Origin of the sequence: Streptomyces sp. NBC_01428 (genome assembly GCF_036231965.1) — a bacterium.
GTDB lineage: Bacteria > Actinomycetota > Actinomycetes > Streptomycetales > Streptomycetaceae > Streptomyces.
On record NZ_CP109499.1, the window covers coordinates 4,837,658 to 4,862,360 of the forward strand.

Sequence of the window (24,703 nt, forward strand, 5' to 3'; positions counted from 1 at the left end):
CCGTGGTTCGAGTTCCGAGGAAGGTGCGCCATGGTGAGGGCAGCCGGCAGGGCCAAGCGTCCGGCGCGGACCAGTGTCTGGCTGGAGGGCAAGGCACCCCGGGGCCGGGCCGCGCGGAACGGAGGGCAGCCGTCGGGGCTCGACCGGGAGCGGATCACCGAGGCCACCGTGCGGTTGCTCGACGCGGAGGGACTCGCGAAGTTCTCGATGCGGCGTCTGGCCGCCGAGCTGAACGTCACGGCCATGTCCGTGTACTGGTACGTCGACACCAAGGACGACCTCCTGGAGCTCGCCCTCGACGCGGTGTTCGGCGAACTGGCGCTGCCGGACGTCGAGTCGGCGGAACACTGGCGGGATCAGCTGCGGGCGCTGGCCGTCGGCAACCGGGCGCTGCTGGTGCGCCACCCGTGGGTGTCGCCGCTCGTCGGGAGCTTCCTGAACATCGGGCCGCACTCCATGGCGTTCTCCATGTGCGTCCAGCGGGTGATCCGGAACACCGGGCTGCCGCCGCGCGGGCAGACCGGGGCGATGTCGGCCGTCTTCCAGTTCGTGTACGGGTTCGGCACGATCGAGGGCCACTTCGTGCAGCGGTGCGCCACGGCGGGGGTGTCGCAGGACGAGTACTTCCGCGAGGCCATGAGCACGATCAGCGAACAGCCCCAGCTGGCAGCGGACTTCGCCAGCGCGGCGGATCTGATGGAGGCCCGGGGCGGCGACACCGTCTCGGAGATGCGGGACCGGGACTTCGGGTTCGCGCTGGAGTTGTTGGTCGCGGGGATCGAGGCGATGGTGGCACGAGGCTGAGGCTCGGCTGCGCGCCGGGCGTTCCGGCTCCGGTGCGGTGGGTGGGTCGGGGCCGTGCCGGTACATCCGCCCGTCGCCGCTGCATCAGACGTGGAACATCAACGCCGGGCTGCTCGATCCAGGCGTAAGCGACGGGCATCTGATGTACCGGCACGGCCCCTCCTGCCGGACGCCGGGTGCGGGAAATTCAGCCCCTCCGGCGTTTGAGGAGCGGGGTCTGGGGCGGAGCCCCAGGTACGGGTCGGGCAGGGGCGGAGGGGGCGAGAAACCGCTGTACCTGGCCGGGTGGCTACTCCTGGGGGGCCAGGTGGGCCGGGAAGCCGCCGGTGGCCACCGGGCCCCAGCGGGTCGGGGTGACCCGGATGATCGACTTGCCCTGCTTGAGCATGGCCGCCCGGTACTCGTCCCAGTCCGGATGCTCCCCGGCGATGTTCCGGTAGTACTCGACGAGCGGCTCGACGGAGTCGGGGGAGTCGAGGACCTCGGCGGTCCCGTCGACCTGGACCCAGGGCCCGTTCCACTCGTCGCTGAGGATCAGGAGGGAGACCCTCTCGTCCCGCTTGGCGTTACGCGTCTTCGCCCGCTCCGGGTACGTCGAGAGGACGATGCGCCCCGAGTCGTCGACACCGCAGGTCAGCGGGGAGCCCTGCGGGCCGCCGTCGGCGCGGCGGGTCAGCAGGACGGCCCGGTGCCGGGGACGTACGAAGTCCAGCAACTCGTCGAGGGAGACGGAGGTGTTCGTCGCGATGTTGGGTGCCATGCGATCAGCGTAGGCCGCGTGCGCCCCTGGCGCCCCCGAGCTGTGACCGTGCCGCCACCGCACCCCATCCGAACAGCTAAAGTGCTGTTCGTCCTGTGCTCGCAGTCGGGAATGTGCTGCGGAGCTCTCCTGCGCATGGCCGTTTGGCCGTGCATGCCGAAGAGGTTCGTGGTGGCTGCGTCCGAGTTTTCTGAATTGCCCCGTTCTGCTACGGGTTTCGAGCTGGCGGATGCCCTGACGGTCGCCGCTCAGCAGTTGCACGACACCGTGAGCACCCACAGCACCCTGAAGACCGCCGTACGGCTCGCCGTGCACGTCCTGCCGGGCGCCGAGCACGCCGGGATCTCCGTCATCGAGCGCAAGGCCCACCGGGAGACGCTCGCCTGGACGGACGAGGTCGTCCGCTCCGCCGACGCGTTGAACGCGGGCCGCGAGCACCTGCCGTACTGGAACCGGCTGTGGACGGCTCCGGTGGCCCGGATCGAGGACAGTGCCTCCGTGGAGGAGGACGGGGACCTCGCGCTGTCGAGCCTCGGGCTGAGATCGGTGCTGTCGCTCAGACTCAGGGCCGACCGGCGCCGGCTGACCGTCCTGACGGCGTACGCGGGCAAGCCGCGCGCCTTCGACGACCAGGCCACCCGGGTCGGCCGGCTGTTCACCGCGCACGTCAGCATCGCGCTGGAGACGGCGACGATGCGCGAGCAGCTCACCGAGGCGATGCGCACCCGGGATCTGATCGGGCAGGCCACGGGCATCCTGATGGAGCGGCTCGACATCGACGCGTCGGAGGCGTTCGACAGCCTCGTGCGCACCTCCCAGCGGGAGAACGTCAAGCTCCGTGACCTGGCCCGACGGATCGTCGACGCCAGTGAAGGCGAGTGAGCCGGGCTCAGACGGCCGGCAGCGACTCCCCCTGCACCGCCTGGATGTCCAGCTCCACCTTCAGCGTCGTGCCGATGGCGGAGATGCCCGCCTGGACGACCTGGTTGTAGTTCATGGCGAAGTCCTCGCGGCGCAGTTCCACGGTCGCGCGGAACGCGGCGCGGGTGCCGCCCCAGGGGTCGGCGCCGGTGCCGAGGTAGGCGAGAGCGAGGTCGACGGGGCGTACGACGCCGTGCATGGTGAGTTCGCCGTGCACGGTCCAGCGGTCGGAGCCCGCGGGCGTCACGCCCGTCGACCGGTAGGTGATGTGCGGGTACTTCTCGACGTCCAGGAAGTCCGGGGACTTCAGGTGGCCGTCGCGCATGCCGTTGCCGGTGTCGATGGAGGCGGCCGAGATGGTCGCCTCGACGCGGGACGTGGCCACGTCGTCGGGGGCGATCTCGATGCGGCCGGCGAAGTCCGTGAAGCGGCCGTGCACGCTGGAGATGCCCAGGTGCTGGGCGACGGCGCCGATGGAGGAGTGCGCCGGGTCGATGGTCCACGGTCCGGGCGGGGGCAGTTCGGTGCCGCCCTGGCGGGCCAGCGTCACCTGGCCGACCTCGGCCCGGCCGGCCGCCGTGACGATCGCGCTGGACGCGGCGGGCGCGTACCCGACCGCGGTCACGATCACGGTGTAGGCGCCCGGGGTGAGGGCCGTGGTGTCGTGGACGGCCCCGTCGGTGTCCGCCTCGGCCCGCAGCACCTGCGTGCCGGTCATGTCGGTCACCGTGACGACCGCGTGCGACACGGCCCATCCGTCCCGCGTACGGATCTTCGCGGTCAGTCCCATGTGCAGTAACTCCTTGCGATGCAGCATGCAGCAATGAAAACCGGCCCGTGGGGGGCGCACCTCCGCTCAGAGTGCGCGCTCCCCACGGGCCGGGGCTTCGGACTACTCGCCGGGGTGGGCGAGTTCGATGTCGTGGTCGTCCACGCCACGGCCGTCGACGGTCAGGGCCGTCGCCACCGGCGGGTAGCCGGTCGCGATGACGGTGTACTCGCCGCCGTCCAGGTCGGTGAAGGCGTAGGCGCCGTCCGCGCCGGTCCTGGCCGTGCCGACCACGTTGCCGGCCGCGTCGACCAGCGTCACGCGGGCGTCCGACAGGGGGCCGTGCGGTGCCTTGACGACACCCTGGACCTGGGAGCCCGAGTCGAGGTCGACCTCGATCCGGGTGACCCCGGTGCCGCCCACCTCGACGGGCAGCGCGCGCGGCCGGTGGCCGGCCGCGTTCACGGCGACCGTGACGATTCCGGGCACCAGCTCGGCGAAGGCGAACTCGCCCTGCTCACCGGTGGTTCCGGTGGCGAGCACGTCACCGCGGACGTCGGTCACGATGACCATCGCATCCTTGACGGGGGTACCGCCGTCGGCCGCCCGGACGACACCGCTCAGCCCGCTCGTGCCGCTCAGCAGGATGTCGTACGTGAGCGGCTCGTCGTTGACGACGATCGTCGAGGCCTGCGGCTGGAAGCCGTCGGCGGAGGCGATCAGCACGTAGGAGCCGACGCCGGGCGCGTCCACCGCGTAGGAGCCGTCGGCCTGGGCGACCGAGCGGCCGAGCTGACGTCCCGCGAGGGAGATCAGCGTGACCGCGGCCTGCGGTACGGGCGCACTCTCGTTGCCGCGGACCTGGCCGCGCACCGGGATGCCGCCGGACGCGGGCTGCGGCACGCTCTCACGCGTCGCCGTGGCGACGGCCGCGAGGCGCTGCGTGCCCTCGGGGCCCGCCTCGGTGGCCGCGACGGCCTGGGCGGGGATCCGCTCGTCGTCGGCCGGGGGCTCGACGGACTCGGCGACGGTCGTCTCGGTGGCCGGGGCGCCGGACTGCTCGGCGGCGGCCTGGGCCATCGCGCCGGACGTCCGCAGCGGGACCTCCTTGATGAACAGCACGATCAGGAAGGCGACCAGCGCCATGCCCGCGGCGATCAGGAAGACGTCCGCGATGCCGTGGCCGTACGCGCTCTCCATCACGGTGCGCAGCGGCGCGGGGAGCTTGTCCATGTCCGGGATGGTGGAGCTGGAGTCCGAACCGGAGCCGAGGGAGGCGTACTTGGGGCCGAGGTCGGTCAGCCCGTCCTTCACGTAGTCGGTGATCCGGGTGGCCATGACCGCGCCGAGCGCGGAGACACCGATCGCACCACCGAGGGAACGGAAGAAGGTGACGGTGGAACTGGCGGAGCCCAGGTCGGACGGCGCCACCTGGTTCTGCGTGGACAGCACCAGGTTCTGCATCATCATGCCGATGCCGAGACCCAGCAGCGCCATGAAGATCGCGATGTGCCAGTACGTCGTGTCGTAGCGGATCGTGCCGAGGAGGCCGAGGCCCGCGGTGACCAGGAAGCCGCCGCTGACGAGCCAGTACTTCCACCGTCCGGTCTTGGTGATGACCTGGCCGGAGACCGTGGAGGAGATGAACAGACCGGCGATCATCGGGATCGTCATGACACCCGACATCGTCGGGGACTTGTCCCGCGCCAGCTGGAAGTACTGGCTGAAGAAGACGGTGCCGGTGAACATCGCGACGCCGACGAACAGCGAGGCGAGGGACGACAGCGTGATGGTCCGGTTGCGGAACAGCCGCAGCGGGATGATCGGCTCGCTGGCCTTGGACTCGACGAGGACGAACAGCAGACCGAGGACGACCGCGCCCGCGACCATCACGTACGTCTGCCACGAGACCCAGTCGTACTTGTCACCGGCGAAGGTGACCCACAGGAGGAGCAGGGAGACCGCGGCGGAGATGAAGAACGCGCCGCCCCAGTCGACCTTGACGTCCCGCTTCACGACGGGCAGGTGCAGGGTCTTCTGCAGCACGATGAGCGCGATGATCGCGAAGGGCACACCGACGTAGAAGCACCAGCGCCAGCCGAGCCAGCTGGTGTCGGTGATGACACCGCCGAGCAGCGGACCGCCGACCGTCGCGACGGCGAACGTCGCGCCCAGGTAGCCGGAGTAGCGCCCGCGCTCACGCGGGGAGATCATCGCGGCCATCACGATCTGCGCGAGGGCGGACAGACCGCCGACGCCGACGCCCTGCACGACACGGCAGGCGATGAGCATGCCGGCGTTCTGCGAGAGACCGGCGGCGGCCGATCCCAGTACATAGATGACGAGCGCTATCTGGACGAGCGCCTTCTTGCTGTACAGGTCGGACAGCTTGCCCCACAGGGGCGTGGTCGCGGTCATCGAGAGCAGCGCGGCCGTGACGACCCAGGTGTAGGCGGACTGGCCGCCGCCCAGGTCACCGATGATGCGAGGGAGCGCGTTGGAGACGATCGTCGACGACAGGATCGCGACGAACATGCCGAGCAGCAGCCCGGAGAGCGCCTCCATGATCTGCCGGTGCGTCATCGGAGCGCCGTCGGCGACGCCTCCGTGCTTGGCGTGAGAGCCCCGCACACCGGCTGGTGTGGTCGTTGCCATGGGCTTCCTTTTCTTACGTACTAAGCGGGTGTACGGGTGGTCAGTTCTGATACGTCTGTCGCGTACGGGGGAGGGTGCGCCGGGGTCCGCTGGGTGGAGCGGCAGTCGCCGAAGCTCTCGCGCAGCCTGCTCATCAGCTCGATGAGGAGCCCGACCTCGTCGTCGGACCAGTGGCTGAGCCGGTCGGCCAGCAGCCGGGAGCTGCGCAGGGAGAGCTCGTCGAGCTGCTCCTGGCCGGAGCCGGTGAGGCGCAGGATGCGTGAGCGCTTGTCGGCGGGGTCGGGGAACCGTTCGATCCAGCCCCGGTCGGCGACATGCGCGACATGGCGGCTGGTCACCGACATGTCCACGGAGAGAAGCTCCGCGAGTCTGCTCATCCGCATCTCGCCGTACCGGCCGAGCAGCGTGAGCACGGCCGCGGAGCCTCCGGGACAGTCGGGCGGCAGGATCCGCCCCATGTCCCTCTTCACGGCACCGATGGCGCTGAGCTGACGAGCCAGTTCCTCGTACTGCGCCTGCTCGGCCATCACACCTCCCCTATTCGTTGCTTAGGGCAACCATAAAAGCAGTTGGTTGCCGCAGGCAAACGAGTTCGGGACTTCAGGGCTAAAAACTTGGCAAAGGCAAGCATTGGCGAATGTAAACCCGCAGGTGAGGGTGGTCGTCAGACTATGGATTCGCTGTGACGGGGTCCGGAGCGCCCGCCGGACGCGTGTTCGGCGGCGCGCGGGATGCCCACGGAACGGGTGTTCCGGTCGAACCGCCCCTGGCCCGGGGGGAAAGCGGAACCCTGCACTTGGGCAGACCCCGCGGATTCGCTAGTGTCCTGGCCTATGGCAAACACCCAGGGCCCCGAGGGCAACTACGACCCCGCGGGCAGCACCCAGATGTTCCGTGCGTTCGTCGACGAGTCCCCCCAGGGCCGACAGCAGCAGCAGGCGGCGGCTCCCGCCGGTCCCCGTGTGGGTCTGATCGTCGGCGTCATCGTCGCCGTCGTGGTCGTCGCCGCGGTGGCCTGGCTCGCGTTCAAGTAGGCGGTCGGGCCGGACTTCCCGGCCACCACGCGAACCCTTCCGCGTCGCTCCGTGGTCCTACTTCCACTGGACGGACACGTCCCGCGTCTCGATGTGCATGCCCAACGGCACCCGCCACGCGTCGACGCACACCGTCCAGGTGCCGTCCTTCCCCGCACCGGCGGCGATCGGTGCGGGAAGGGCCTCGGTCGACGTGATCGTCGCCCAGTCGATCCCGAGCGACCCGATGATGTGCGTCCCGAACGTCACCGTGCCCGACCGCACCGCCGTCCCACCGGTGTTGCGGAACGAGACGGTGACCTTCTCGCACCACCGGTGATCGGTGGCGGCCCGCCGGGTGTCCGCCACCCCGAGCGCCGCCGGCCGGGGGCTCGCCGACGGTGCGGGCGTGACCGGAGCGGAGGGCTGCCCGGCGCCACCGCCGGCACCTGCGCCCGGACCTCCGCTCGAACTCCCTCCCGTACCACCCGAGTCGGACCCGGAGGACGCATCGGAACCGGTGCCGCCCGCGCCGGCCCCCGTGCCGCCGGAGCCGGCCCCGGCCTTGGCGCCGCCCGCTTTCTTCGTCCCTCCCGGGCCGCCGGTCCCGTCGCCCGCGGCCGAGCCCGGGCCGCTGCCGGACGCCGTCGATCCGTCCGCGCCCGAACCGGACCGCCCGTCAACGGACTTGGCGCCGCCCGCCCCGGAGTCCCGCTTCCCGGAGCCGTCCAGCGGCACCAGGGACACGTCGTCCGACGGGGCCACCGCGACTCCCGAGCCCCCTGGTGGACCGCCCCCGGGGCCGACCGCGACATAGCCGCCACCGGCTCCGCCGCTCCCGCACGCGGCCAGGACTCCGCCCAGACACAGCACGGCCGCCGAGGCACCCCAGAGGGCACCCCGGCGTCCGGGTATCGACTCGTGACGCATCGCGCCAGTGTGACTGACGGACCGTCAATTATGAACCCTGCGTGGGGCGATCAGTCGGAGATGAGGCCCTCGCGCAGCTGGGACAGCGTGCGGGTGAGGAGGCGGGAGACGTGCATCTGCGAGATGCCGACCTCCTCGCCGATCTGCGACTGGGTCATGTTCGCGAAGAAGCGCAGCATGATGATCCGGCGCTCACGGGGCGGCAGTTTGGCGAGCAGCGGCTTGAGCGACTCGCGGTACTCCACGCCCTCCAGCGCGGTGTCCTCGTAGCCGAGGCGGTCCGCGAGGGAGCCCTCGCCGCCGTCGTCCTCGGGCGCGGGCGAGTCGAGCGAGGAGGCGGTGTACGCGTTGCCGACGGCGAGACCGTCGACCACGTCCTCCTCGGACACCCCGAGCACGGTGGCGAGTTCGGCGACCGTCGGCGAGCGGTCGAGCTTCTGGGAGAGCTCGTCGCTGGCCTTCGTGAGGGCGAGCCGCAGCTCCTGCAGCCGGCGCGGGACACGCACCGACCAGGAGGTGTCACGGAAGAAGCGCTTGATCTCGCCCACGACCGTCGGCATCGCGAACGTCGGGAACTCCACGCCGCGTTCGCAGTCGAAGCGGTCGATCGCCTTGATCAGGCCGATCGTGCCGACCTGGACGATGTCCTCCATCGGCTCGTTCCGGGAGCGGAAGCGGGCTGCCGCGTACCGGACGAGCGGGAGGTTGAGCTCGATGAGGGTGTCCCGGACGTAGCCACGCTCCGGGCTGTTCTCGCCGAGTGCGGCGAGCCGCAGGAAGAGGGAGCGGGACAGGGTCCGGGTGTCGATGGCGCCCGAGGACTCGGGGACCAGAACGGCTTCCGGGGCCTCGGTGGCAGGGACATCGGGAAGCGCGGCGTGCGCCTCGGGCACTGCGTCGCTCTTCGTGAGCGTGAGCACCTTCGAGCTGCCCTGATCTGCGGACATGCCACCCCCTTTGGGTCGCGGACGGTCGCGGCAATCGCTCCCGTCGGAGGAACGCAGCCTCCACCTGAATACCGGAGGCGGGGCCGCGGCAAACGCGCTTCCGGAAGAATGTCACATGTCGGCAACACGCTGTAGTGACATGTCGACATGGGGAGGGTGAATAGGCCCTGGAAAAAGGGGGTCTGACGGTTTATCAGCGCTCAACCGCCGGAAAAAGTGACCTTGAGCGATTCGCTCTTGTCGGTTACGCCTCGATCCTGTTTGCGGATCGAAGACGCGCGAAACTGCGGGCGAGCAGCCTTGACACATGCATCTGGGACACTCCCAGCTCCGCGCTGATCTGCGACTGCGTGAGGTTGCTGTAGTAGCGCAGCAGCAGGATCCGCTGCTCGCGTTCGGGCAACTGTACGAGCAGATGCCGTACGAGGTCACGGTGTTCGACCCCGTCGAGCGCGGGGTCCTCGTAGCCGAGCCGGTCGAGCAGTCCCGGCAGCCCGTCGCCCTCCTGGGCGGCCTCCAGGGAGGTCGCGTGGTACGAGCGGCCGGCCTCGATGCAGGAGAGCACCTCCTCCTCGGTGATGCGCAGCCGCTCGGCGATCTCCGAGGTGGTGGGCGAGCGTCCGAAGGCGGTCGTCAGGTCCTCCGTCGCGGAGTTCACCTGCACCCACAGCTCGTGCAGCCGCCGCGGTACGTGGACGGTGCGGACGTTGTCGCGGAAGTACCGCTTGATCTCGCCGACGACCGTCGGCATCGCGAACGTCGGGAACTGCACGCCCCGGTCCGGGTCGAAGCGGTCGATCGCGTTGATCAGACCGATCGTGCCGACCTGGACCACGTCCTCCATCGGTTCGTTGCGGGAGCGGAAGCGGGCCGCCGCGTACCGGACGAGGGGGAGGTTGGCCTCGATGAGCGCCCCGCGGACCCGGTTGTGCTCGGGGGTGCCGGGCTCCAGCACCTTGAGCTCGCCGAAGAGCACCTGGGTCAGGGCGCGGGTGTCGGCGCCGCGGCGTCGCTCGGGCGCGACCTCCGGGGCGGTCTCGACGACGGGCGCCACGGGTGCGGCGCTGGTCGCGGTGCCTGCTGCGGCGTCGGGTGCGGTGCTCTGCGCCGGGGGCGAGGGCGGGACCTGGGCCGGGGCATGCGTGGGGGCCGGTGCCTGGGCCTGGGCCGGGGCTTCCTCCTGGGGCGGCGCAGTACTGGCCGACACGGTCAACGCCACCTCGTCATTCGTCAACGTCCGTCAACGTATCCGTCAACTCATCCGTCAAAAGCGGTCATAGCATCACAAGACATGTGCACTGTGTGCAAGCACCGCATATTGCCGTGTTGGGGGTGAGTTGGGGCGTAAGACACCAAAAACCCCTGACCGGTTGCGGTCAGGGGCGGGAAATGGGGGCGCCGCGGCCGGTCGCGGCAATCGGATCGTTCTGATCGAACGAGCGGAAAACCGACGCGGAGCGGGCGTATGGATCAGAACGGATAGTCGGCGATCACCCAGGTGGCGAACTCGCGCCAGAGGGCGACGCCCGCCTGATGGGCCGGGTGTTCCAGGTACCGGGTGAGCGCTTCGGTGTCCTCGACGGCGGAGTTGATCGCGAAGTCGTACGCGATGGGCCGGTCGGTGATGTTCCAGTCGCACTCCCAGAACCGCAGCTCGGGGATCCGGTCACCGAGCGCGCGGAAGGCGGCGACGCCCTCGACGACACGGGGCTCGTCCCGCTCGACGCCGTCGTTGAGCTTGAAGAGGACCAGATGGCGGATCACGGGAACTCCTTGGTGGTGTCGGCGCCGGGCGTCAGTTCTGGGCTCCGTCGGCGACCCAGGTCATGAAGTCGCCCACCGCCTGGGCGGCGCTCGATATGCCCTCGAAGCCTATCTGGACGTAATCGGCGGCCTTGGCCGGATCCGTGATGATCACGTAGAGCGCGAAGACCACGATGACGTAGATCGCGATCTTCTTCGAATTCACCGCCATGGCGGCCTCCCCTGTGCCTGCTGCGCCCGGTGGGCCCCCTGTGACGGCGGTGAGTTTAACCTTCACACGCTCTTTAGGGACCAACGGCCCACTGGTCGAGGTCTTTTGCCCGGCCCGGGGCGCGCTGCCGCAGGTCACGATGGAAGAGAGCCCGGCGGAACCGGCAGGAACTCCGCGGGGCCCGGAGGGGCCTCACTGCGGGGTCCGCGCCGCAGCTTCCCCCGAGACGGCGGCGTGGACCTGAGGGTCCTTGAAACGGGGGAGGCGGCTGTCCCCCCGATGCCGCCTCCCCCGCCCCTTGTGGGTGCGGAAGGTAAGCCCCGGCGACTGAGCGGACGCCGGGGCTTTTCCGTGCCCGGAGCCCCGGAAGGGCCCGCCCGGCCAGGAACGCACGAAGGGCCCCGTCTTTCGACGAGGCTCTTCTGAAGCGGTAGCGGAGGGATTTGAACCCTCGGTGACGGGTTACGCCACACTCGCTTTCGAGGCGAGCTCCTTCGGCCGCTCGGACACGCTACCGAGGAAGACCCTACCCCAAGGTGGGCCATGGTCTGAAATCCGTTTCGGGACCCCTGAACGTCCGCGCGGGACACGGGCCCACGAGCCCATCCGGGGCGCGGTCAGAGGTCGCGGAAGAAGTCGGTGAGCAGCGCGGCGGACTCCTCGGCGAGGACACCTTCGACGACCTCGGGCCGGTGGTTCAGCCGTCGGTCCCGGACCACGTCCCAGACGGATCCGGTCGCGCCCGCCTTCTCGTCACGGGCGCCGTAGACCACCCGCTCGACCCGGGACTGCACGAGCGCGCCGGCGCACATCGTGCAGGGCTCCAGGGTGACGACGAGCGTGCAGCCGGTCAGCCGCCATTCCCCGAGCCGTGCGGCGGCCCCGCGCAGCGCGAGGACCTCGGCGTGCGCCGTCGGGTCGCCGGTGGCCTCGCGTTCGTTGTGCCCGGCCGCCAGCACGGTCGCCCCGTCCGGCGCCAGCACGACGGCCCCGACGGGAACGTCCCCGTCCCGGACGGCCAGCCGTGCCTCGTCCAGCGCGAGCCGCATCGGGTCCCGCCAGGGGTCGCGTACGGGGTCGGGCCGGGGTGCCTGATGGGAGGTGCTCACCCCGGGAACCTAGCGGAACCCCCGCCGGGCCGAGGCGCGGAGAGCTGCCCGAGGGCACCGCGGATGCGGTGAGGCGCGAGCGGCCCGGGAGTGTGGGGCGCCGCGAGACCGGACGGACAGGGGTGACCCGGCCCCGCCCGGGGCCGGGTCACCGATCCCGTGTGATGCCGGGGCCGTCCGCCGGCGGTGTCGTCGTCCTGCCGCGTGCGGACAGGACTGTGGAGCCGGCCGCGTCCTACGCGCCGGCGCGGCGACTGTTGTCGTTGCTGATGTCGTTACCGCGTCGTTCGGTCCGGGGAGCGGGGGCCTGGCTCGCCGGTACAGAGGACCTGCCCGCCGTCCCGGGGCTAGCGGACGGTCTCCAGGACCTCGGCCGCCCCCAGCGACTCGGCGATCGTGCTGAGCGCCTCGCCTTCGTCCAGGGCCAGCAGTTCCCTCTCGCTCACTCCGAGGTCCGCGAGGATGTAGCGGTCCCCGACGGGGCTGTGCGACACGGCTTCGCCGGACACACTCCCCTCTTCTTCCTCCTCGTCGTCCTCGGAGTCCGCGGGCTCACCGTCCTCCGTGCCGTCCAGGTCGAGGGCGTCCAGGTCGGCGTCGTCGCCGCCCGGTTCCCGTCCCAGCACTTCGTCCGTGAGCAGGATCTCGCCGTACGAACTGCGGGCTGCGGCGGCGGCGTCCGACACGTAGATGCGAGGGTCCTCCTCGCCGTCCACGCGGACGACGCCGAACCACGCGTCCTCCTGCTCGATGAGCAGAAGCACCGTGTCCTCGTCCGAGACTTCACGGGCCAGGTCGGTCAGATCCGACAGGGTTTCCACATCGTCGAGCTCTGTGTCGCTCGCTTTCCACCCGTCTTCGGTGCGCGCGAGCAGTGCGGCGAAGTACACCGTGACTCTCCCACTGGTCATAGGTGTGCCGGTTGGGGTTCCCCCCGGCGGAGGCTGTGGACGGGGAGTGTTGCGCTGAGCCCCGCCCACTCGGAATCGTGGCAGAAACAGAGCGCTCAGGGGACGTCTTCGGCCTGCTGTGTCTGCCTCTTTTGATCGCTACCAGCGGATCGTACGCGGATGCCCCCGCCGCGCAGGCACCTCCCGGCCCGACACGGCGGCGTGCCGCCGAGGGCGCGCGGGGTGCGATGCCGCCCGCGTGGCGGGCGCGTCGCGGGCATCGGCCTCGGCCGTGATCCGGGCCTCGCGCTGGGCGAGTTGGCGACGGCCGGGCGGTCGTGGCGCCGGCCCGGTGCGGGCGCGTCGCCCGCGGTGTCGCTCGGTGTCGTGCCCGTCGGCGGGGCGGAGGTGCGGGCCGGGCCCGCCGGGCGGGCCGCCTACCAGCGGAACGTGCGCATCCGCATGGCGTGGCGCAGGCGGGCCGTCTTGGCCCGGCGGGGCTGGACCCGGTCGCGCAGCTCGCGCGCCTCGGCCAGGTCGCGCAGGAACTGGGCCCGTCGCCTCCTGCGCTCGGCCTCGCTCTCCTGCCGCTCGGAGGTCTCCTCTTCCGGGTTCCGCATTGGCACACCACCCCAGGTCCGTCCCTCCCACCTTCCCTCCGATGGTCGGTTTGATGCCAGCGGACGGGTGACGCGGCGGGCCGGGGCGTGCGGGACGGGGCAGTGGCGGGCGTCCGGGGCCCGGCTACTGTTGTGGACATGCGTCTCCACGTCGTCGACCACCCTCTGGTCGCCCATAAGCTCACCACCCTGCGCGACCGGCGCACCGACTCCGCGACCTTCCGGCGGCTCGCCGACGAGCTGGTCACCCTGCTCGCCTACGAGGCCACCCGTGACGTGCGGACGGAGCAGGTCGACGTCGTGACCCCGGTCTCCCCGACCACGGGCGTCAAGCTCTCCTACCCCCGTCCCCTCGTCGTGCCGATCCTGCGCGCGGGCCTCGGCATGCTCGACGGCATGGTCCGGCTGCTGCCGACGGCGGAGGTGGGCTTCCTGGGCATGGTGCGCGACGAGGAGACGCTTCAGGCCTCCACGTACGCCACCCGCATGCCGGACGACCTCTCGGGCCGCCAGGTGTACGTCCTGGACCCGATGCTGGCCACCGGCGGCACGCTCGTCGCGGCGATCCAGGAGCTGATCAAGCGTGGCGCCGACGACGTCACCGCGGTCGTCCTGCTGGCCGCGCCGGAGGGCGTCGAGGTGATGGAGCGAGACCTGGCGGGCACGCCGGTCACCGTCGTCACGGCCTCGGTCGACGAGCGCCTGAACGAGCACGGTTACATCGTGCCGGGCCTCGGCGACGCGGGGGACCGGATGTACGGCGCCGCCGAGTAACGACGGAACGGACGGCTCCCCGGAAACGGGCTCTGCGGAACGGGTGTTCGGCAGAGCCCCGGGTTCCGTTCCGAGGGGTCAGCAACTCTTCTTGGCGGAGGGCGTCGGCACGGGCTGGGCCAGGACGGTCAGCGCCTTGTCGGCGTCCTCTTTTGTCGTGAGGGTCTTGAAGCCGTTGCCGATGATGAGGTCGACGGTGGTCGCCTGCTTCCGGCCGTCGGTCTTCAGCTGGGCGCCGGAGAGCTGGGTGTTGAGGACAGGGAGCGCGGCCCGGTCGGCGTCCTTGGCGCCGAGCAGCAGCCCCGCGCCCTCGACCTTCTTGTCGTAGGCGGCGGTGGCGTTGCCCACGTCACCGATCTTGAAGCCGCGTTTCTTCAGTTCGTCCGCGGTCTGCTTGGCGAGCCCGCTGCGGGGCGTCGCGTTGAGGACGTTCACGGTGATCTGGCCCGGCTTCGGAAGGGTGCCCGCGACCGCGGCCGCCGCGGAGGCCTTCGCCGCCGGGGAGGCCTTGGACCCGCAGTCCGCCTTCGTGCCCGCGGCGCTGGCCTTGCCGCCACCGGTGAAGACGTCGATGAGCTGCAGGGTTCCCCACCCGATCAGCCCGAGTGCGGCGACGGAGGCGACGACCAGGAACGCGAGCCTGCGGCGCCCCCGGGGTCGGCGCATCCGCGGGTACTTGTCCCCCGTGATCCGGTACTGGCCACCCATGCCAGGGGGAGTGAGCATGCTCATGGGCGCAGCGTAGTGCGCCCGGACGGCGATGCCTACTAAATGATCATTGCTCGGCGCTCAGTTCAACCCATTGGGGTCAAGCCGTGGCCATTAGTCCAGTTCAAGGACGCGCGCGTGCAGCACCTGGCGCTGTTGGAGCGCGGCGCGGACGGCGCGGTGCAGGCCGTCCTCCAGGTACAGATCGCCCTGCCACTTGACGACGTGGGCGAAGAGGTCGCCGTAGAAGGTGGAGTCCTCGGCGAGGAGGGTCTCCAGGTCCAGCTGGCCCTTGGTCGTCACGAGCTGATCGAGGCGGACCGGGCGCGGCGCGACGTCCGCCCACTGCCGGGTGCTTTCCCGGCCGTGGTCGGGGTACGGCCGGCCGTTTCCGATGCGCTTGAAGATCACACGGAAAGCCTACCGGTCAAGACCTTCCGGGCGCAGCCACGGCGACGGAGTGCGACGCTGGAAAAGCCGCCGCAAAGCCGTGCAAACCGGAAACAGGGGTCTGATATGAGTGACAGCGAGACCGTGCCGTCGGCTGCCGCTGGGGCCGGTCCCGAGGGGCCCGGCGGCGCCCCCGCACTCCCGCAGGAGGCCCTGGAGATCGCCGCCGGCTACGCCTTCGCCGGGCCGGCGCTCGACCTCGGCGCGCTGCTCTGGGACGGAGCCTGTCTGCCCGACGCGCAGATCCGCGTGCCGCTGCCGATGCTCAACCGGCACGGTCTGGTCGCGGGCGCCACCGGCACCGGCAAGACCAAGACGCTCCAGCTCATCGCCGAACAGCTGTCGGCGCAGGGCGTTCCGGTGTTCCTCGCCGACGTCAAGGGCGACGTCTCGGGGATCTCGGTGCCGGGCGAACCCGGGGACAAGGTCCGGGAACGGGCCGCGGAGGTCCACCAGGAGTGGACGCCGGGCGGCTGCCCCGCTGAGTTCTACGCGCTCGGCGGCCTCGGCCACGGCATCCCCCTGCGCGCCACCGTCACCAGCTTCGGACCGGTCCTGCTCGCCAAGGTGCTCCAGCTCAACCAGACCCAGGAGCAGTCGCTCGGCCTGATCTTCCACTACGCCGACCAGAAGGGCCTGGAGCTCGTCGACCTCAAGGACCTGCGCGCGGTCGTCGCCTTCCTGACCTCGGACGAGGGCAAGCAGGAGCTGAAGGGGATCGGCGGACTCTCCACCGCCACGGCGGGCGTCATCCTGCGCTCCCTCACCGCCTTCGAGGCGCAGGGCATGAGCCCCTTCTTCGGTGAGCCGGAGTTCGACACGAGCGAGCTGACCCGGACGGCACAGGACGGCCGGGGCGTCGTGTCGGTCCTCGAACTGCCCGCCGTGCAGGACAAGCCGCAGCTCTTCTCGACCTTCCTCATGTGGCTGCTCGCCGACCTCTTCCACGACCTCCCGGAGGTCGGCGACTCGGACAAGCCGAAGCTCGTCTTCTTCTTCGACGAGGCCCATCTGCTCTTCGACGACGCGTCCAAGGCGTTCCTCGACTCCATCACCCGGACCGTCCGGCTGATTCGCTCGAAAGGGGTCGGCGTCTTCTTCGTGACGCAGACGCCGAAGGACGTGCCCGGTGATGTCCTCGCCCAGCTCGGCAACCGCGTCCAGCACGCGCTGCGCGCCTTCACGCCGGACGACCAGAAGGCGTTGAAGGCGACGGTGAAGACGTTCCCCAACTCCCCGTACGACCTCGAAGAGGTGCTGACCGGCCTCGGCACCGGCGAGGCCGTCGTCACCGTGCTGAGCGAGAAGGGCGCCCCGACGCCGGTCGCCGCGACCCGGCTGCGGGCACCGCGGTCGCTGATGGGGCCGGTGGCGCCGGACGCGCTCGACCGGGCGGTCCAGGCGTCGCCGCTGCACGGCCGCTACGCGCAGGCGGTGGACCGGGAGTCGGCCTACGAGAAGCTCACGGCCGCGCAGGCCGCCGGCGCCGCGGCGGCCGGTACCGCCGGGCGGGGCGAGCAGGAGGCTCCGCGGCCCGCGCGCTCCGGCGGCGGCCGGAGCCGGGCGCCGAAGGAGGACGCCTCGGTCGTCGAGCAGGTCGTCGGCAGCGGGATGTTCAAGTCGCTGGCGCGGTCGGTGGGCACCCAGATCGGACGGGAGATCACCCGGTCGCTCTTCGGGACGGCCCGCAGGCGGCGGTAGCGCGCGGCGGGTGAAGCGCGGCGCGACAGCGCCGGAGGCGGCCGTCCCGGGCGGGGCGGCCGCCTCCTGGTGTCAGGTGCGCGGGGTGTCCGGGGGCGAGCCCGGGTGCTGTTCGTCCGGGTCCGGGCGCGGCACGGGGCGCGGATTCGGTTCGGGGGCGTGATCGCGGGCTGCTTCCGCGCGCAGAAGGGCGCGCAGGACCGCGTACGGGTCCGTGGGCATGGGGGTCCTGTCCTGTTCCTCGGTTCCGGGACGGTGGTGCGCGGGGATGGCGGCACGCCGTGATGCCGGAAGGCGGGACTACCGGGGTTCGCTGGTGAGAGACCGGGCCGGGGGCTCGGGCCTGGGGCCGGGGCCGATCGGCGGGGCCGGATCCGTCAGCAGCGCAGGACCACGCAGCGGAGCGTGTTCAGCGTGGGCGAGGGGACGGGAGCGGGGCCGGTGGGCGCGGCTGCCCGTGGGGGGCGGGGGTGTCGTCCCGAGGGGCGCGGGGCGGCCGGGCGCGGTGGTGCGAGGGGCCGGTGGGCCTGGCGGTGCGGCGGGCGGAGCGCCGTGTCGGGCACGTCGTGCTCCGCGGCGCCCTCAGCGCCGCCGGAGACGGCGGCGACGGACGCCATCGGCGCGGTGAACGCCTCCGGGTGCGGGCCCGTCGCGAGCAGCGCGACGACGAGCAGGACGAGGATCCGGGCGACCTTGTTCCGGGCCCCCGTGTTCGGTCCGTTCCTTCCGGCGCGAGCCCCTCCCCGCGTCCGCCCGCGGCGGCGCAGCGGGTGCGGGCGGCGCGGGGTGGGGCTCATGAGCGTCATGTCCCCACCGGAGGCGGGGAGCTCACCGGGTCGGTGGCGAGATGCACCCGGTCGGCGTACACCTCAGAGGGAGCGGGGGATCGCCCGGGCGCCGGAGCGGATGCGGAACGCGACGATGATCTCGGTGATGCCGACCGCGACGAGCCAGATCCCGCCGACCACCGTCAGGACGGCGACGGATTCGAACGGCGACACGATCAGCACGACGCCCGCGAGGAAGCTGATGATCCCGAGGACGATCTGCCAGCCGCGGGCCGGCACGCTCGGGTCCGACGCGGCCGCCAGGGTCTGGGTGATGCCGCGGAACAGCCAGCCGATGCCGATCCACAGGGCGAGCAGCAGGATCGACTGCGTCGCGCCCCGGAAGCAGAAGAGGCCGAGCACGATCGACAGGGCGCCGCTGATGAAGGCCATCACGCGCAGCGAGGTCGCCACATGGGTGCCGAACGCGGCGACGAGCTGGAGGATGCCGCTGACGACCAGGTAGAGGCCGAAGAGGATGCCCGCGACGAGGAGGGAGGCACCGGGCCAGACCAGGACGATGACGCCGAGCGCCAGGGCCGCGACACCGGCGGCGAGGACGGCCTGCCAGGCACTGCGCGAGAGCAGGTGCAGCGGCCCTTCGAGGAGGGGGCCGTCCGGATCGATGGTTGCCTGGGTCATGGGCCCATGCTGTGAACGGGCGGGGCGGGGAGCCACCGGGGTGACCCGAACGGGTTCCGCCCGCCGGAGAACGCGTGCCGGGCCGGGCGCGTGGATTTCAGCCCCTCCGGCGTTTGAGGAGCGGGGTCCGGGGCGGAGCCCCGGGTACGGGACGGGCAGGGGCGGAGGGGGCGAAGAGAGGTCTGTTCACGGGGCCGGCACCGGCGCCGGAGAGGGGGAACCCCGGTTCACGGGGACCCGGTCACTTGCCGGAGGCCTTCGCCGCCTTGGCCGCCGCCTTCATCTCCTGCTTGTGCGCCCGCACCTTCGTCAACGACTCCGGCCCGGTGATGTCGGCGACGGAGCGGAAGGACTTGGCCTCGCCGTAGGGGCCCGCCGCCTCCCGCCACCCCGCCGGCCGCACCCCGAGCTGCTTGCCGAGCAGCGCCAGGAAGATCTGGGCCTTCTGGGCACCGAAGCCGGGGAGGTCCTTGAGGCGGCGGAGCAGCTCCGCGCCGTCGTCGGCGTCCTTCCAGACGGCGGAGGCGTCCCCGTCGTAGTGCTCGACGAGGTACTGGCACAGCTGGTGGATCCGCTTGCCCATGGAACCGGGGTACCGGTGCACGGCGGGCTTGGCGGAGAGCAGTTCGGCGAACTTCTCCGGGTCGTACGACGCGATCTCGTGGGCGTCGAGATCGTCCGACCCCATCCGCTGCGCGATCGTGTACGGCCCCGCGAAGGCCCACTCCATCGGCACCTGCTGGTCCAGCAGCATGCCGATCAGGGCGGCGAGCGGACTGCGGCCGAGGAGCTCGTCGGCTTCGGGCTGCTGGGCGAGGTGAAGAGTGACGTCCATGGACCGATGATCCCGCGTGCGGGGACGGGCCGCTCGGTCGCCACCGCCCGGGTCCACGGGGCCCTCACCAGGCACGTACGATCTCGGGGCATGCTAGTTAGGTGAGCCTAACCTGAGAAGAGTGGGGACGGATCGTGACCGCCGAGATCTACCGTGACGCCTGGGGCATCCCGCACCTGCGTGCCGAGAGCGCGCAGGAACTGGCGCACGCCCAGGGACGGGTCACGGCCGTGGACCGGGCCTGGCAGCTGGAGGTCGAACGGCACCGCTCACAGGGCACCTCGGCCGCGTTCCTCGGCGCGGAGGCGGTGGGCTGGGACCGGTTCGCCCGGCAGGCCCGCCTCGACGACACGGCCCGGCGCTGCTTCGCGGCCCTGGAGGAGCGGGACCCCGAGACCGCCGCGTGGATCGTCGCGTACGTCGACGGGGTCAACGCCGGGCTGGCGGAAGGCGCCCGGCGCGCACCCGGGTTCGGCGCGACCGGGCTCGCCCCGGGCCGCTGGGAGCCGTGGAGCCCGCTCGGGGTCTGGCTCGGCACGCACATCCTCTTCGCCGGCTTCCCGGCGAAGCTGTGGCGCGAGGAGGTCGTGCGCCGGCTGGGCGCGGACGCGGTCGGCCTGTTCGCCATGGACGGCCCCGGCACGGCCGGCAGCAACGGCTGGCTGGTGAGCGGCGAGCGCACCGCGGGCGGGCACGCGCTCGTCGCCGGGGACCCGCACCGCTACATCGAGGACCCCGGCGTCTACCAGCAGATACGTCTGGCCTGCCCGGAGTTCGACGTCGTCGGCATCGCGGTCCCCGGCATCCCGGGCATCGCCCACTTCGCCCACACCGGCACGGTCGCCTGGGCCATCACCAACGCGATGGCCGACTACCAGGACCTCTACCGGGAGCGTCTGCGCAGGGCGGACGGCGGCGAAGTCGAGGCACTCGACCCGGACGGCGTGTGGCGGCCCGCCGCCCGGCACGTGGAGCGCGTGGAGGTGGCGGGGGGACCGTCCGTCGAGGTCGAGGTGGTCGAGACGGCCCGCGGACCCGTGGTGATCGGCGACGCCGGTGCCGGGGAGGGCGTCAGCCTCCGGTATCCACCGCGCGTCACCCACGACCTCGGCTTCGGCGCGCTCCTGCCGCTGCTGCGGGCCCGCCGGGTCGCCGACGTGGATCGCGCGTTCGACCAGTGGGCCGAGCCGGTGAACGTCGTGCAGGCCGCCGACACCGAGGGCGGACTGCTGCACCGCGTCGCGGGCCGCGTCCCGGTGCGCGCCACGGACAACCGCGTGCGGATCGTGCCCGCCTGGGAGCCCAGGCACGCGTGGACGGGCTGGCACACGATGCCGTACGGCTCCGTCGAGGACGGTGTCGCGGTGATGGCGAACCAGCGCGGCCCCGCGGCCCCGCTCGGCATCGAGTTCGCCCCGCCGCACCGCGCCGCCCGGATCCGGCAACTCCTCTGCACTGGCGGCGGGTTGACGGCCTCGGACATGCCGGCCCTGCACATGGACACCCATCTCGCCTCCGCGGCACCCCTGTTGGACCGGCTCGCCGCCCTCGACCTGTCGGGCCCGGCCGCCGAGTTGAGGGACCGACTCCTGTGCTGGGACCGGCACATGGACGCCGGAAGCACCGCGGCGGCGGCGTACGCGGAGCTGCGGAGCGCGGTCGTCCGGCGGCTCGCCGCCCACCCCGCGCTCGCCGTCCTCGCCGAGCCGCCCGCCTACCCGGACGTCTTCCTGCCCTGGCTCGCACTCACCCCCCGCGTCGGCCTCGCCCTCGAAAACCTGCTGACCGCACGGGAGTTGTACGGCATCGACCGCGACACCGTCGTGCGTGAGGCCGCCGAGGAGGTGGCCGCCCGGCCCACCGCACGCACCTGGGGCGACACCCACCGCCTCGCCCCGTGGCGCGCGCTCACCGACACCGCGTACGACGAACCGGCGCTCTCCGGCGACAACGACTGCGTGCTGTGCACCTCGTCGGTGCCCGGCGTCACCGACCTCAGCGCGCGCGGACCCGCCGCCCGCTACGTCTGGGACCTCGCCGACCGCGACGCCAGCCTCTGGGTCGTGCCCCTCGGCGCCGACGGCGTACCCGGCGCCCGCCACCACCGTGATCAACTCGCCCTGTGGCTCGCCGGAGAACTCGCCCCGGTGACCACCGACTGGAAGACGCTGACCAAGGAGAGCGATGACGGCCACTGACACGACGGACACCGGAGCCACGACCACGGAGCCGTACGCCGCGGGCCGCGCCGCCGTGCACGAGCAGCCCGTCGAGGGCTTCGGCACGGTCCGGGTGCTGCCCGTCGACCCGCACGCCGACCTCGACGTCGTCCACGCCTGGGTGAGCGCGGAGCGCGCCGCGTACTGGGGCATGACCGGGTTCACGCGGCAGCAGGTCCTGGAGACCTTCCTGCACCTCGACGCGCTCGACACCCACCACGCCTTCCTCGCGGTCAAGGACGGCGTGCCGGCCGCGCTCTTCCAGACCTACGAACCCGGGGCCGACCGCGTCGGCGAGTGCTACGAGGTCGAGCCCGGCGACATCGGCATCCACCTGCTCATCGGCCCCCCGGCCCCCGGGAGCGGCCCCCTGCCGGGCTGGTCGGCGGCGCTGCTGGACGCGTTCACGGCGTACGCCCTGACCGGTCTCGGCCGGCGGCGCGTCGTCGTGGAACCCGACGCCCGCAACACCAAGGCCGTCGAACGGCTGACCCGGCAGGGCTTCGTGCCCGCCGGCGACATCGTGCTCCCCGAGATCGACCTGCCCGAGGTCCACCTGGCCGAGAAGCACGCCCGTCTCCTCTTCCTCACCCGCGCGTCCTTCGAGGAGGGTTCGCCCTCGGCGAGGTGAGCAGGACACCGCCCGGGTCCGTACGTAACCGAGACTCTGCCCATGCGAATACGGAGACGGCGTGTGAACGGAAGCGGGCGGCGAAACCGGCGGCACGGAGCCCGGGTGCTGACGCTCCTGGGCGGCGTCCTGATGCTGGTCCTCTTCACGGGCGTGAGCGGCGCCTCCGCGCACGCGGCGCTGACCGGCACCGACCCGCAGGACGGCAGTGTGCTGAAGTCGGAGCCCCGCCGGGTGACCCTGACGTTCAGCGAGTCCATCGGGCTGCTCGACGACTCCTTCCGCGTGCTCACCCCGGAGAACCGGCGCGTCCACACCGGTGCGCCGAGCCATGCCGACGACCGGTCCGACACCGCGAGCGTCACCCTGCCCCGCGGCCTCGGGACCGGCACGTTCACCGTGGCCTGGCGCGTCGTCTCCGCGGACAGCCACCCCGTCTCGGGCGCCTTCACCTTCTCCATCGGCAAACCCTCCGCGACCACCGCGCCGCTGCCCTCCGCCGCCGCGAGCAACCCCGCCTCCACCGGCCTCTACGACATCGCCCGCTACGCCGCCTACAGCGGACTCGCCCTGCTCATCGGCGCGGCCACCTTCGTCCTGGGCTGCGGCCACCGCGGCTCCGTACGGCGGCTGCTGCTGACCGGCTGGTGGACGCTGCTCGGCTCGACCCTCGCCCTGCTCCTGCTGCGCGGCCCCTACGAACGCGGCACCGGACTCGGCGACGCCCTCGACCCATCGATCCTGAGCGACACCCTGACGAGCCGCCCCGGCATCGTGCTGGTGGCCCGTCTCGCGCTGCTCGCCGCCGCCGTCCTCGTCCCGCTGCGAGCGCCGCTGCGGGACCGGGCGCCGGGTCCCGCCGTCCTGGTGCCCGGCGGAGTCCTCGCCCTCGGCCTCGCGGTCACCTGGGCCGCCGCCGAGCACGCGTCCGCGGGCATCCAGGTCCCGGTCGCAATGGTCTCCTCCGTGCTGCACCTGCTTGCCATGGCCGTCTGGCTCGGCGGTCTGGCCGCCCTGCTGAGCGCGCTCCACCGCCCGGCCGAACCCGTCGCCCCGGCCGTCGTCACCCGCTTCTCGCGGCTCGCCCTCGTCTCGGTCGCCGTCCTCGCCGCCACGGGCGTCTACCAGTCCTGGCGCGGCCTCGGCTCCTGGGACGCGCTGACCTCGACGTCGTACGGCCGTCTCCTGCTCGTGAAGGTCGCCGCCGTGGCGCTGCTGCTCGCCGGCGCGGCCGTCTCGCGGCGCTGGACGGCACGGCTCGCGACACCGCGCGCCGCGGTCACGGTCCCGGCCGGACGCGTACCGGTGACGGTGCCGGCCGGCGGCCCCGGCGAGACGCGGGAGGGGACGGACGGCCCCGGGGAGGAGCGGGGGCCGGAGCCGGAAGGCACGGAGGACCGGCGCGACGGACGGACCGAGGTCGGACACGACGGCGGACACGACGGCGGAGACGACGGCGGACACGACGGCGGACACGACGGCGGACACGACGGCGGACACGACGGCGGACACGACGGCGGGGCGGGCGGAACGATCGACGCCGGACAGCGCCAGGGGCTGCGGCGTTCGGTCCTCGCCGAGGTCACGGTCGGCATCCTCGTCCTCATGATCACCACGATGCTGACGGGGACCCAGCCCGGCCGTGCCGCCGAGGAGACCGCGGCCGCCACCGCGGCGGCCGACCACCCCGCCTCGTCGACGACGACGGTCCCCTTCGACGTCGGCACCCCGGGCGGCCACGGCAAGGTCCAGGTGGAACTGTCACCGGGCCGGGTGGGCGAGAACTCGGTGCAGGCCGTGATCTTCGGCCCCGACGGCGGCCTCGCGACCGTCCCCGAACTGCGCATCACCTTCACCCTGGAATCCCAGCAGGTCGGCCCGATCGACGCGGAGATCACCGACAAGGGCGGCTACTGGACCTCCGACACCCTCACCCTCCCGCTCCCCGGCACCTGGACCATGAAGACCACGGTCCGCACCACCGACGTCGACCAGGTCACGGTGGAGCGGAAGGTGAGGGTGAGCTGAGGCGGGGAGGCCCGGCCGGGCGGTCGCACGGCCGGGATCCGGGCACGGCACGGTTCGGTACGTCCCGCGGCTCGCACGCCTGACTTCCCGCAGCTCGTACGCCTGTTGGCGCCGCGCACGGCGCCGCCAACGTCGAAGGGCCCCACCTCGCGGTGGGGCCCTTCGACGTTAGTGCCCGGTGAGGCACTGGCGGAGGATACGAGATTCGAACTCGTGAGGGGTTGCCCCCAACACGCTTTCCAAGCGTGCGCCCTAGGCCACTAGGCGAATCCTCCGCGGCAAACAATACAAGACGTTGAGGAGTGCTCGCGAACTCGTTCCCCCTCCCAGGATCCTGTACTCTTTGCGGAGCCCCTCACGTGGCGCTATCTGACTGAACTCCCCCAGGGCCGGAAGGCAGCAAGGGTAGGTTGGCTCTGGCGGGTGCGTGGGGGGCGCTTACGTTTCCGGGGCCGGGTGTCCGGGCGGGTGCGAGGCGGGCTCCGAATCCGCCGG

Annotated in this window: 26 protein-coding genes, 2 tRNA genes and 1 other RNA gene; 9 read left to right on the forward strand and 20 right to left on the reverse strand. The window is 71.9% G+C overall.

Annotated elements, in window-relative coordinates:
• Positions 1-30: 30 nt before the first annotated feature.
• Positions 31-804 carry a TetR/AcrR family transcriptional regulator gene (locus tag OG406_RS20980; RefSeq protein ID WP_164372626.1) on the forward strand — a complete coding sequence of 258 codons (774 nt, stop codon included), beginning with the start codon at positions 31-33 and terminating at the stop codon, positions 802-804.
• Positions 805-1,093: 289 nt separating this feature from the next.
• Here OG406_RS20980 and OG406_RS20985 read toward each other — a convergent pair whose 3' ends face one another.
• Entirely contained in the window at positions 1,094-1,564 is a 471-nt protein-coding gene (locus OG406_RS20985; RefSeq protein ID WP_164372625.1) for a PPOX class F420-dependent oxidoreductase, read from the reverse strand.
• A 153-nt stretch (positions 1,565-1,717) separates the two neighbouring features.
• Here OG406_RS20985 and OG406_RS20990 point away from each other — a divergent pair, with 153 nt between their 5' ends.
• Positions 1,718-2,446 carry an ANTAR domain-containing protein gene (locus OG406_RS20990; RefSeq protein WP_164372972.1) on the forward strand — a complete coding sequence of 243 codons (729 nt, stop codon included), beginning with the start codon at positions 1,718-1,720 and terminating at the stop codon, positions 2,444-2,446.
• A gap of 7 nt (positions 2,447-2,453) precedes the next feature.
• On the opposite strand, the gene OG406_RS20995 is transcribed toward OG406_RS20990, so the two are convergent.
• The 3 genes from OG406_RS20995 to OG406_RS21005 form a co-directional block, all read right to left on the reverse strand.
• Positions 2,454-3,275 (reverse strand): YceI family protein, encoded by an 822-nt coding sequence (locus OG406_RS20995; protein WP_329187179.1) that lies wholly within the window; start codon positions 3,273-3,275, stop codon positions 2,454-2,456.
• Positions 3,276-3,377: 102 nt separating this feature from the next.
• Complete coding sequence (locus OG406_RS21000) at positions 3,378-5,909, reverse strand: MFS transporter (protein WP_329187180.1); 2,532 nt, start codon at positions 5,907-5,909, stop codon at positions 3,378-3,380.
• A gap of 20 nt (positions 5,910-5,929) precedes the next feature.
• Positions 5,930-6,436 carry a MarR family winged helix-turn-helix transcriptional regulator gene (locus OG406_RS21005; RefSeq protein ID WP_081218228.1) on the reverse strand — a complete coding sequence of 169 codons (507 nt, stop codon included), beginning with the start codon at positions 6,434-6,436 and terminating at the stop codon, positions 5,930-5,932.
• Between the two features lie 306 nt (positions 6,437-6,742).
• Here OG406_RS21005 and OG406_RS21010 point away from each other — a divergent pair, with 306 nt between their 5' ends.
• Positions 6,743-6,943, forward strand: coding sequence for a hypothetical protein (locus tag OG406_RS21010; protein ID WP_081218227.1), 201 nt, complete (start codon positions 6,743-6,745; stop codon positions 6,941-6,943).
• A gap of 57 nt (positions 6,944-7,000) precedes the next feature.
• On the opposite strand, the gene OG406_RS21015 is transcribed toward OG406_RS21010, so the two are convergent.
• From OG406_RS21015 to OG406_RS21055, 9 genes are all read right to left on the reverse strand, one after another.
• Complete coding sequence (locus tag OG406_RS21015) at positions 7,001-7,852, reverse strand: hypothetical protein (RefSeq protein WP_329187182.1); 852 nt, start codon at positions 7,850-7,852, stop codon at positions 7,001-7,003.
• Positions 7,853-7,902: 50 nt separating this feature from the next.
• Positions 7,903-8,799 (reverse strand): RNA polymerase sigma factor SigF, encoded by an 897-nt coding sequence (locus OG406_RS21020; protein WP_329187183.1) that lies wholly within the window; start codon positions 8,797-8,799, stop codon positions 7,903-7,905.
• 244 nt (positions 8,800-9,043) lie between these two features.
• Positions 9,044-10,012, reverse strand: coding sequence for an RNA polymerase sigma factor SigF (locus tag OG406_RS21025; RefSeq protein ID WP_203660524.1), 969 nt, complete (start codon positions 10,010-10,012; stop codon positions 9,044-9,046).
• A 257-nt stretch (positions 10,013-10,269) separates the two neighbouring features.
• Positions 10,270-10,563 carry a Dabb family protein gene (locus OG406_RS21030; RefSeq protein WP_081218224.1) on the reverse strand — a complete coding sequence of 98 codons (294 nt, stop codon included), beginning with the start codon at positions 10,561-10,563 and terminating at the stop codon, positions 10,270-10,272.
• A gap of 31 nt (positions 10,564-10,594) precedes the next feature.
• A complete protein-coding gene (locus OG406_RS21035; RefSeq protein WP_081218223.1) occupies positions 10,595-10,774 on the reverse strand; it encodes a hypothetical protein in 180 nt (59 codons plus the stop codon).
• 428 nt (positions 10,775-11,202) lie between these two features.
• Positions 11,203-11,290: transfer RNA gene (locus OG406_RS21040), tRNA-Ser, on the reverse strand.
• A 101-nt stretch (positions 11,291-11,391) separates the two neighbouring features.
• Positions 11,392-11,823: a tRNA adenosine(34) deaminase TadA gene (tadA, locus tag OG406_RS21045; RefSeq protein WP_329190898.1), complete on the reverse strand. Its 432-nt coding sequence runs from the start codon at positions 11,821-11,823 to the stop codon at positions 11,392-11,394.
• Between the two features lie 407 nt (positions 11,824-12,230).
• A complete protein-coding gene (locus OG406_RS21050) occupies positions 12,231-12,773 on the reverse strand; it encodes a tRNA adenosine deaminase-associated protein (protein ID WP_266620086.1) in 543 nt (180 codons plus the stop codon).
• A 437-nt stretch (positions 12,774-13,210) separates the two neighbouring features.
• Positions 13,211-13,393, reverse strand: a complete 183-nt coding sequence (locus OG406_RS21055) for a hypothetical protein (RefSeq protein WP_081218220.1) — start codon at positions 13,391-13,393, stop codon at positions 13,211-13,213.
• Positions 13,394-13,531: 138 nt separating this feature from the next.
• On the opposite strand from OG406_RS21055, the gene upp reads away from it, so the two are divergent.
• On the forward strand, positions 13,532-14,167 hold the full coding sequence (gene upp, locus OG406_RS21060; RefSeq protein WP_164372620.1) for a uracil phosphoribosyltransferase: 636 nt from the start codon (positions 13,532-13,534) through the stop codon (positions 14,165-14,167).
• A 78-nt stretch (positions 14,168-14,245) separates the two neighbouring features.
• On the opposite strand, the gene OG406_RS21065 is transcribed toward upp, so the two are convergent.
• Positions 14,246-14,899: a LytR C-terminal domain-containing protein gene (locus OG406_RS21065; RefSeq protein WP_239155393.1), complete on the reverse strand. Its 654-nt coding sequence runs from the start codon at positions 14,897-14,899 to the stop codon at positions 14,246-14,248.
• Between the two features lie 90 nt (positions 14,900-14,989).
• Positions 14,990-15,286 carry a type II toxin-antitoxin system VapB family antitoxin gene (locus OG406_RS21070; RefSeq protein ID WP_003999914.1) on the reverse strand — a complete coding sequence of 99 codons (297 nt, stop codon included), beginning with the start codon at positions 15,284-15,286 and terminating at the stop codon, positions 14,990-14,992.
• A gap of 105 nt (positions 15,287-15,391) precedes the next feature.
• Here OG406_RS21070 and OG406_RS21075 point away from each other — a divergent pair, with 105 nt between their 5' ends.
• Entirely contained in the window at positions 15,392-17,026 is a 1,635-nt protein-coding gene (locus tag OG406_RS21075; protein ID WP_329187188.1) for a helicase HerA-like domain-containing protein, read from the forward strand.
• Positions 17,027-17,098: 72 nt separating this feature from the next.
• On the opposite strand, the gene OG406_RS21080 is transcribed toward OG406_RS21075, so the two are convergent.
• The 4 genes from OG406_RS21080 to OG406_RS21095 form a co-directional block, all read right to left on the reverse strand.
• Complete coding sequence (locus OG406_RS21080) at positions 17,099-17,248, reverse strand: hypothetical protein (protein ID WP_266614940.1); 150 nt, start codon at positions 17,246-17,248, stop codon at positions 17,099-17,101.
• Positions 17,249-17,403: 155 nt separating this feature from the next.
• Positions 17,404-17,832, reverse strand: a complete 429-nt coding sequence (locus OG406_RS21085) for a hypothetical protein (RefSeq protein WP_329187191.1) — start codon at positions 17,830-17,832, stop codon at positions 17,404-17,406.
• Between the two features lie 63 nt (positions 17,833-17,895).
• Entirely contained in the window at positions 17,896-18,531 is a 636-nt protein-coding gene (locus OG406_RS21090; protein ID WP_443067094.1) for an HdeD family acid-resistance protein, read from the reverse strand.
• A 205-nt stretch (positions 18,532-18,736) separates the two neighbouring features.
• The gene (locus OG406_RS21095) at positions 18,737-19,330 is read right to left on the reverse strand and encodes an HhH-GPD-type base excision DNA repair protein (RefSeq protein WP_266847779.1); all 594 of its coding nucleotides are present in this window, start codon (positions 19,328-19,330) and stop codon (positions 18,737-18,739) included.
• 134 nt (positions 19,331-19,464) lie between these two features.
• Here OG406_RS21095 and OG406_RS21100 point away from each other — a divergent pair, with 134 nt between their 5' ends.
• The 3 genes from OG406_RS21100 to OG406_RS21110 all read left to right on the forward strand — a co-directional run bounded on the left by OG406_RS21100 (position 19,465) and on the right by OG406_RS21110 (position 24,208).
• The gene (locus OG406_RS21100) at positions 19,465-21,528 is read left to right on the forward strand and encodes a penicillin acylase family protein (protein ID WP_329187195.1); all 2,064 of its coding nucleotides are present in this window, start codon (positions 19,465-19,467) and stop codon (positions 21,526-21,528) included.
• Entirely contained in the window at positions 21,515-22,180 is a 666-nt protein-coding gene (locus OG406_RS21105; RefSeq protein ID WP_267051273.1) for a GNAT family N-acetyltransferase, read from the forward strand. The genes OG406_RS21100 and OG406_RS21105 overlap by 14 nt, the downstream gene beginning before the upstream one ends.
• A gap of 132 nt (positions 22,181-22,312) precedes the next feature.
• Positions 22,313-24,208, forward strand: coding sequence for a copper resistance CopC/CopD family protein (locus tag OG406_RS21110; protein ID WP_329190902.1), 1,896 nt, complete (start codon positions 22,313-22,315; stop codon positions 24,206-24,208).
• Positions 24,209-24,395: 187 nt separating this feature from the next.
• Here the strand turns inward: OG406_RS21110 and OG406_RS21115 are convergent.
• Positions 24,396-24,483, reverse strand: a tRNA-Ser gene (locus OG406_RS21115).
• A gap of 71 nt (positions 24,484-24,554) precedes the next feature.
• Here OG406_RS21115 and ffs point away from each other — a divergent pair.
• Positions 24,555-24,653, forward strand: an RNA gene (gene ffs, locus OG406_RS21120) — signal recognition particle sRNA small type.
• The last annotated feature ends 50 nt before the right edge of the window (positions 24,654-24,703 follow it).

What these genes read in the sequence shown, in the direction of transcription:
- OG406_RS21020 (WP_329187183.1), bottom strand. Translation starts at nt 8,799, where the DNA reads ATGTCCGCAGATCAGGGCAGCTCGAAGGTGCTCACGCTCACGAAGAGC.
- OG406_RS21015 (WP_329187182.1), bottom strand. Translation starts at nt 7,852, where the DNA reads ATGCGTCACGAGTCGATACCCGGACGCCGGGGTGCCCTCTGGGGTGCC.
- tadA (WP_329190898.1), bottom strand. Translation starts at nt 11,823, where the DNA reads ATGCGGCTCGCGCTGGACGAGGCACGGCTGGCCGTCCGGGACGGGGAC.
- OG406_RS21010 (WP_081218227.1), top strand. Translation starts at nt 6,743, where the DNA reads ATGGCAAACACCCAGGGCCCCGAGGGCAACTACGACCCCGCGGGCAGC.
- OG406_RS20985 (WP_164372625.1), bottom strand. Translation starts at nt 1,564, where the DNA reads ATGGCACCCAACATCGCGACGAACACCTCCGTCTCCCTCGACGAGTTG.
- OG406_RS21035 (WP_081218223.1), bottom strand. Translation starts at nt 10,774, where the DNA reads ATGGCGGTGAATTCGAAGAAGATCGCGATCTACGTCATCGTGGTCTTC.
- OG406_RS20990 (WP_164372972.1), top strand. Translation starts at nt 1,718, where the DNA reads ATGCCGAAGAGGTTCGTGGTGGCTGCGTCCGAGTTTTCTGAATTGCCC.
- OG406_RS20980 (WP_164372626.1), top strand. Translation starts at nt 31, where the DNA reads ATGGTGAGGGCAGCCGGCAGGGCCAAGCGTCCGGCGCGGACCAGTGTC.
- OG406_RS21085 (WP_329187191.1), bottom strand. Translation starts at nt 17,832, where the DNA reads ATGACGCTCATGAGCCCCACCCCGCGCCGCCCGCACCCGCTGCGCCGC.
- OG406_RS21110 (WP_329190902.1), top strand. Translation starts at nt 22,313, where the DNA reads ATGCTGGTCCTCTTCACGGGCGTGAGCGGCGCCTCCGCGCACGCGGCG.
- OG406_RS20995 (WP_329187179.1), bottom strand. Translation starts at nt 3,275, where the DNA reads ATGGGACTGACCGCGAAGATCCGTACGCGGGACGGATGGGCCGTGTCG.
- OG406_RS21000 (WP_329187180.1), bottom strand. Translation starts at nt 5,909, where the DNA reads ATGGCAACGACCACACCAGCCGGTGTGCGGGGCTCTCACGCCAAGCAC.
- OG406_RS21075 (WP_329187188.1), top strand. Translation starts at nt 15,392, where the DNA reads ATGAGTGACAGCGAGACCGTGCCGTCGGCTGCCGCTGGGGCCGGTCCC.
- OG406_RS21080 (WP_266614940.1), bottom strand. Translation starts at nt 17,248, where the DNA reads ATGCCCACGGACCCGTACGCGGTCCTGCGCGCCCTTCTGCGCGCGGAA.
- OG406_RS21095 (WP_266847779.1), bottom strand. Translation starts at nt 19,330, where the DNA reads ATGGACGTCACTCTTCACCTCGCCCAGCAGCCCGAAGCCGACGAGCTC.
- OG406_RS21055 (WP_081218220.1), bottom strand. Translation starts at nt 13,393, where the DNA reads ATGCGGAACCCGGAAGAGGAGACCTCCGAGCGGCAGGAGAGCGAGGCC.
- OG406_RS21065 (WP_239155393.1), bottom strand. Translation starts at nt 14,899, where the DNA reads ATGAGCATGCTCACTCCCCCTGGCATGGGTGGCCAGTACCGGATCACG.
- OG406_RS21105 (WP_267051273.1), top strand. Translation starts at nt 21,515, where the DNA reads ATGACGGCCACTGACACGACGGACACCGGAGCCACGACCACGGAGCCG.
- OG406_RS21005 (WP_081218228.1), bottom strand. Translation starts at nt 6,436, where the DNA reads ATGGCCGAGCAGGCGCAGTACGAGGAACTGGCTCGTCAGCTCAGCGCC.
- upp (WP_164372620.1), top strand. Translation starts at nt 13,532, where the DNA reads ATGCGTCTCCACGTCGTCGACCACCCTCTGGTCGCCCATAAGCTCACC.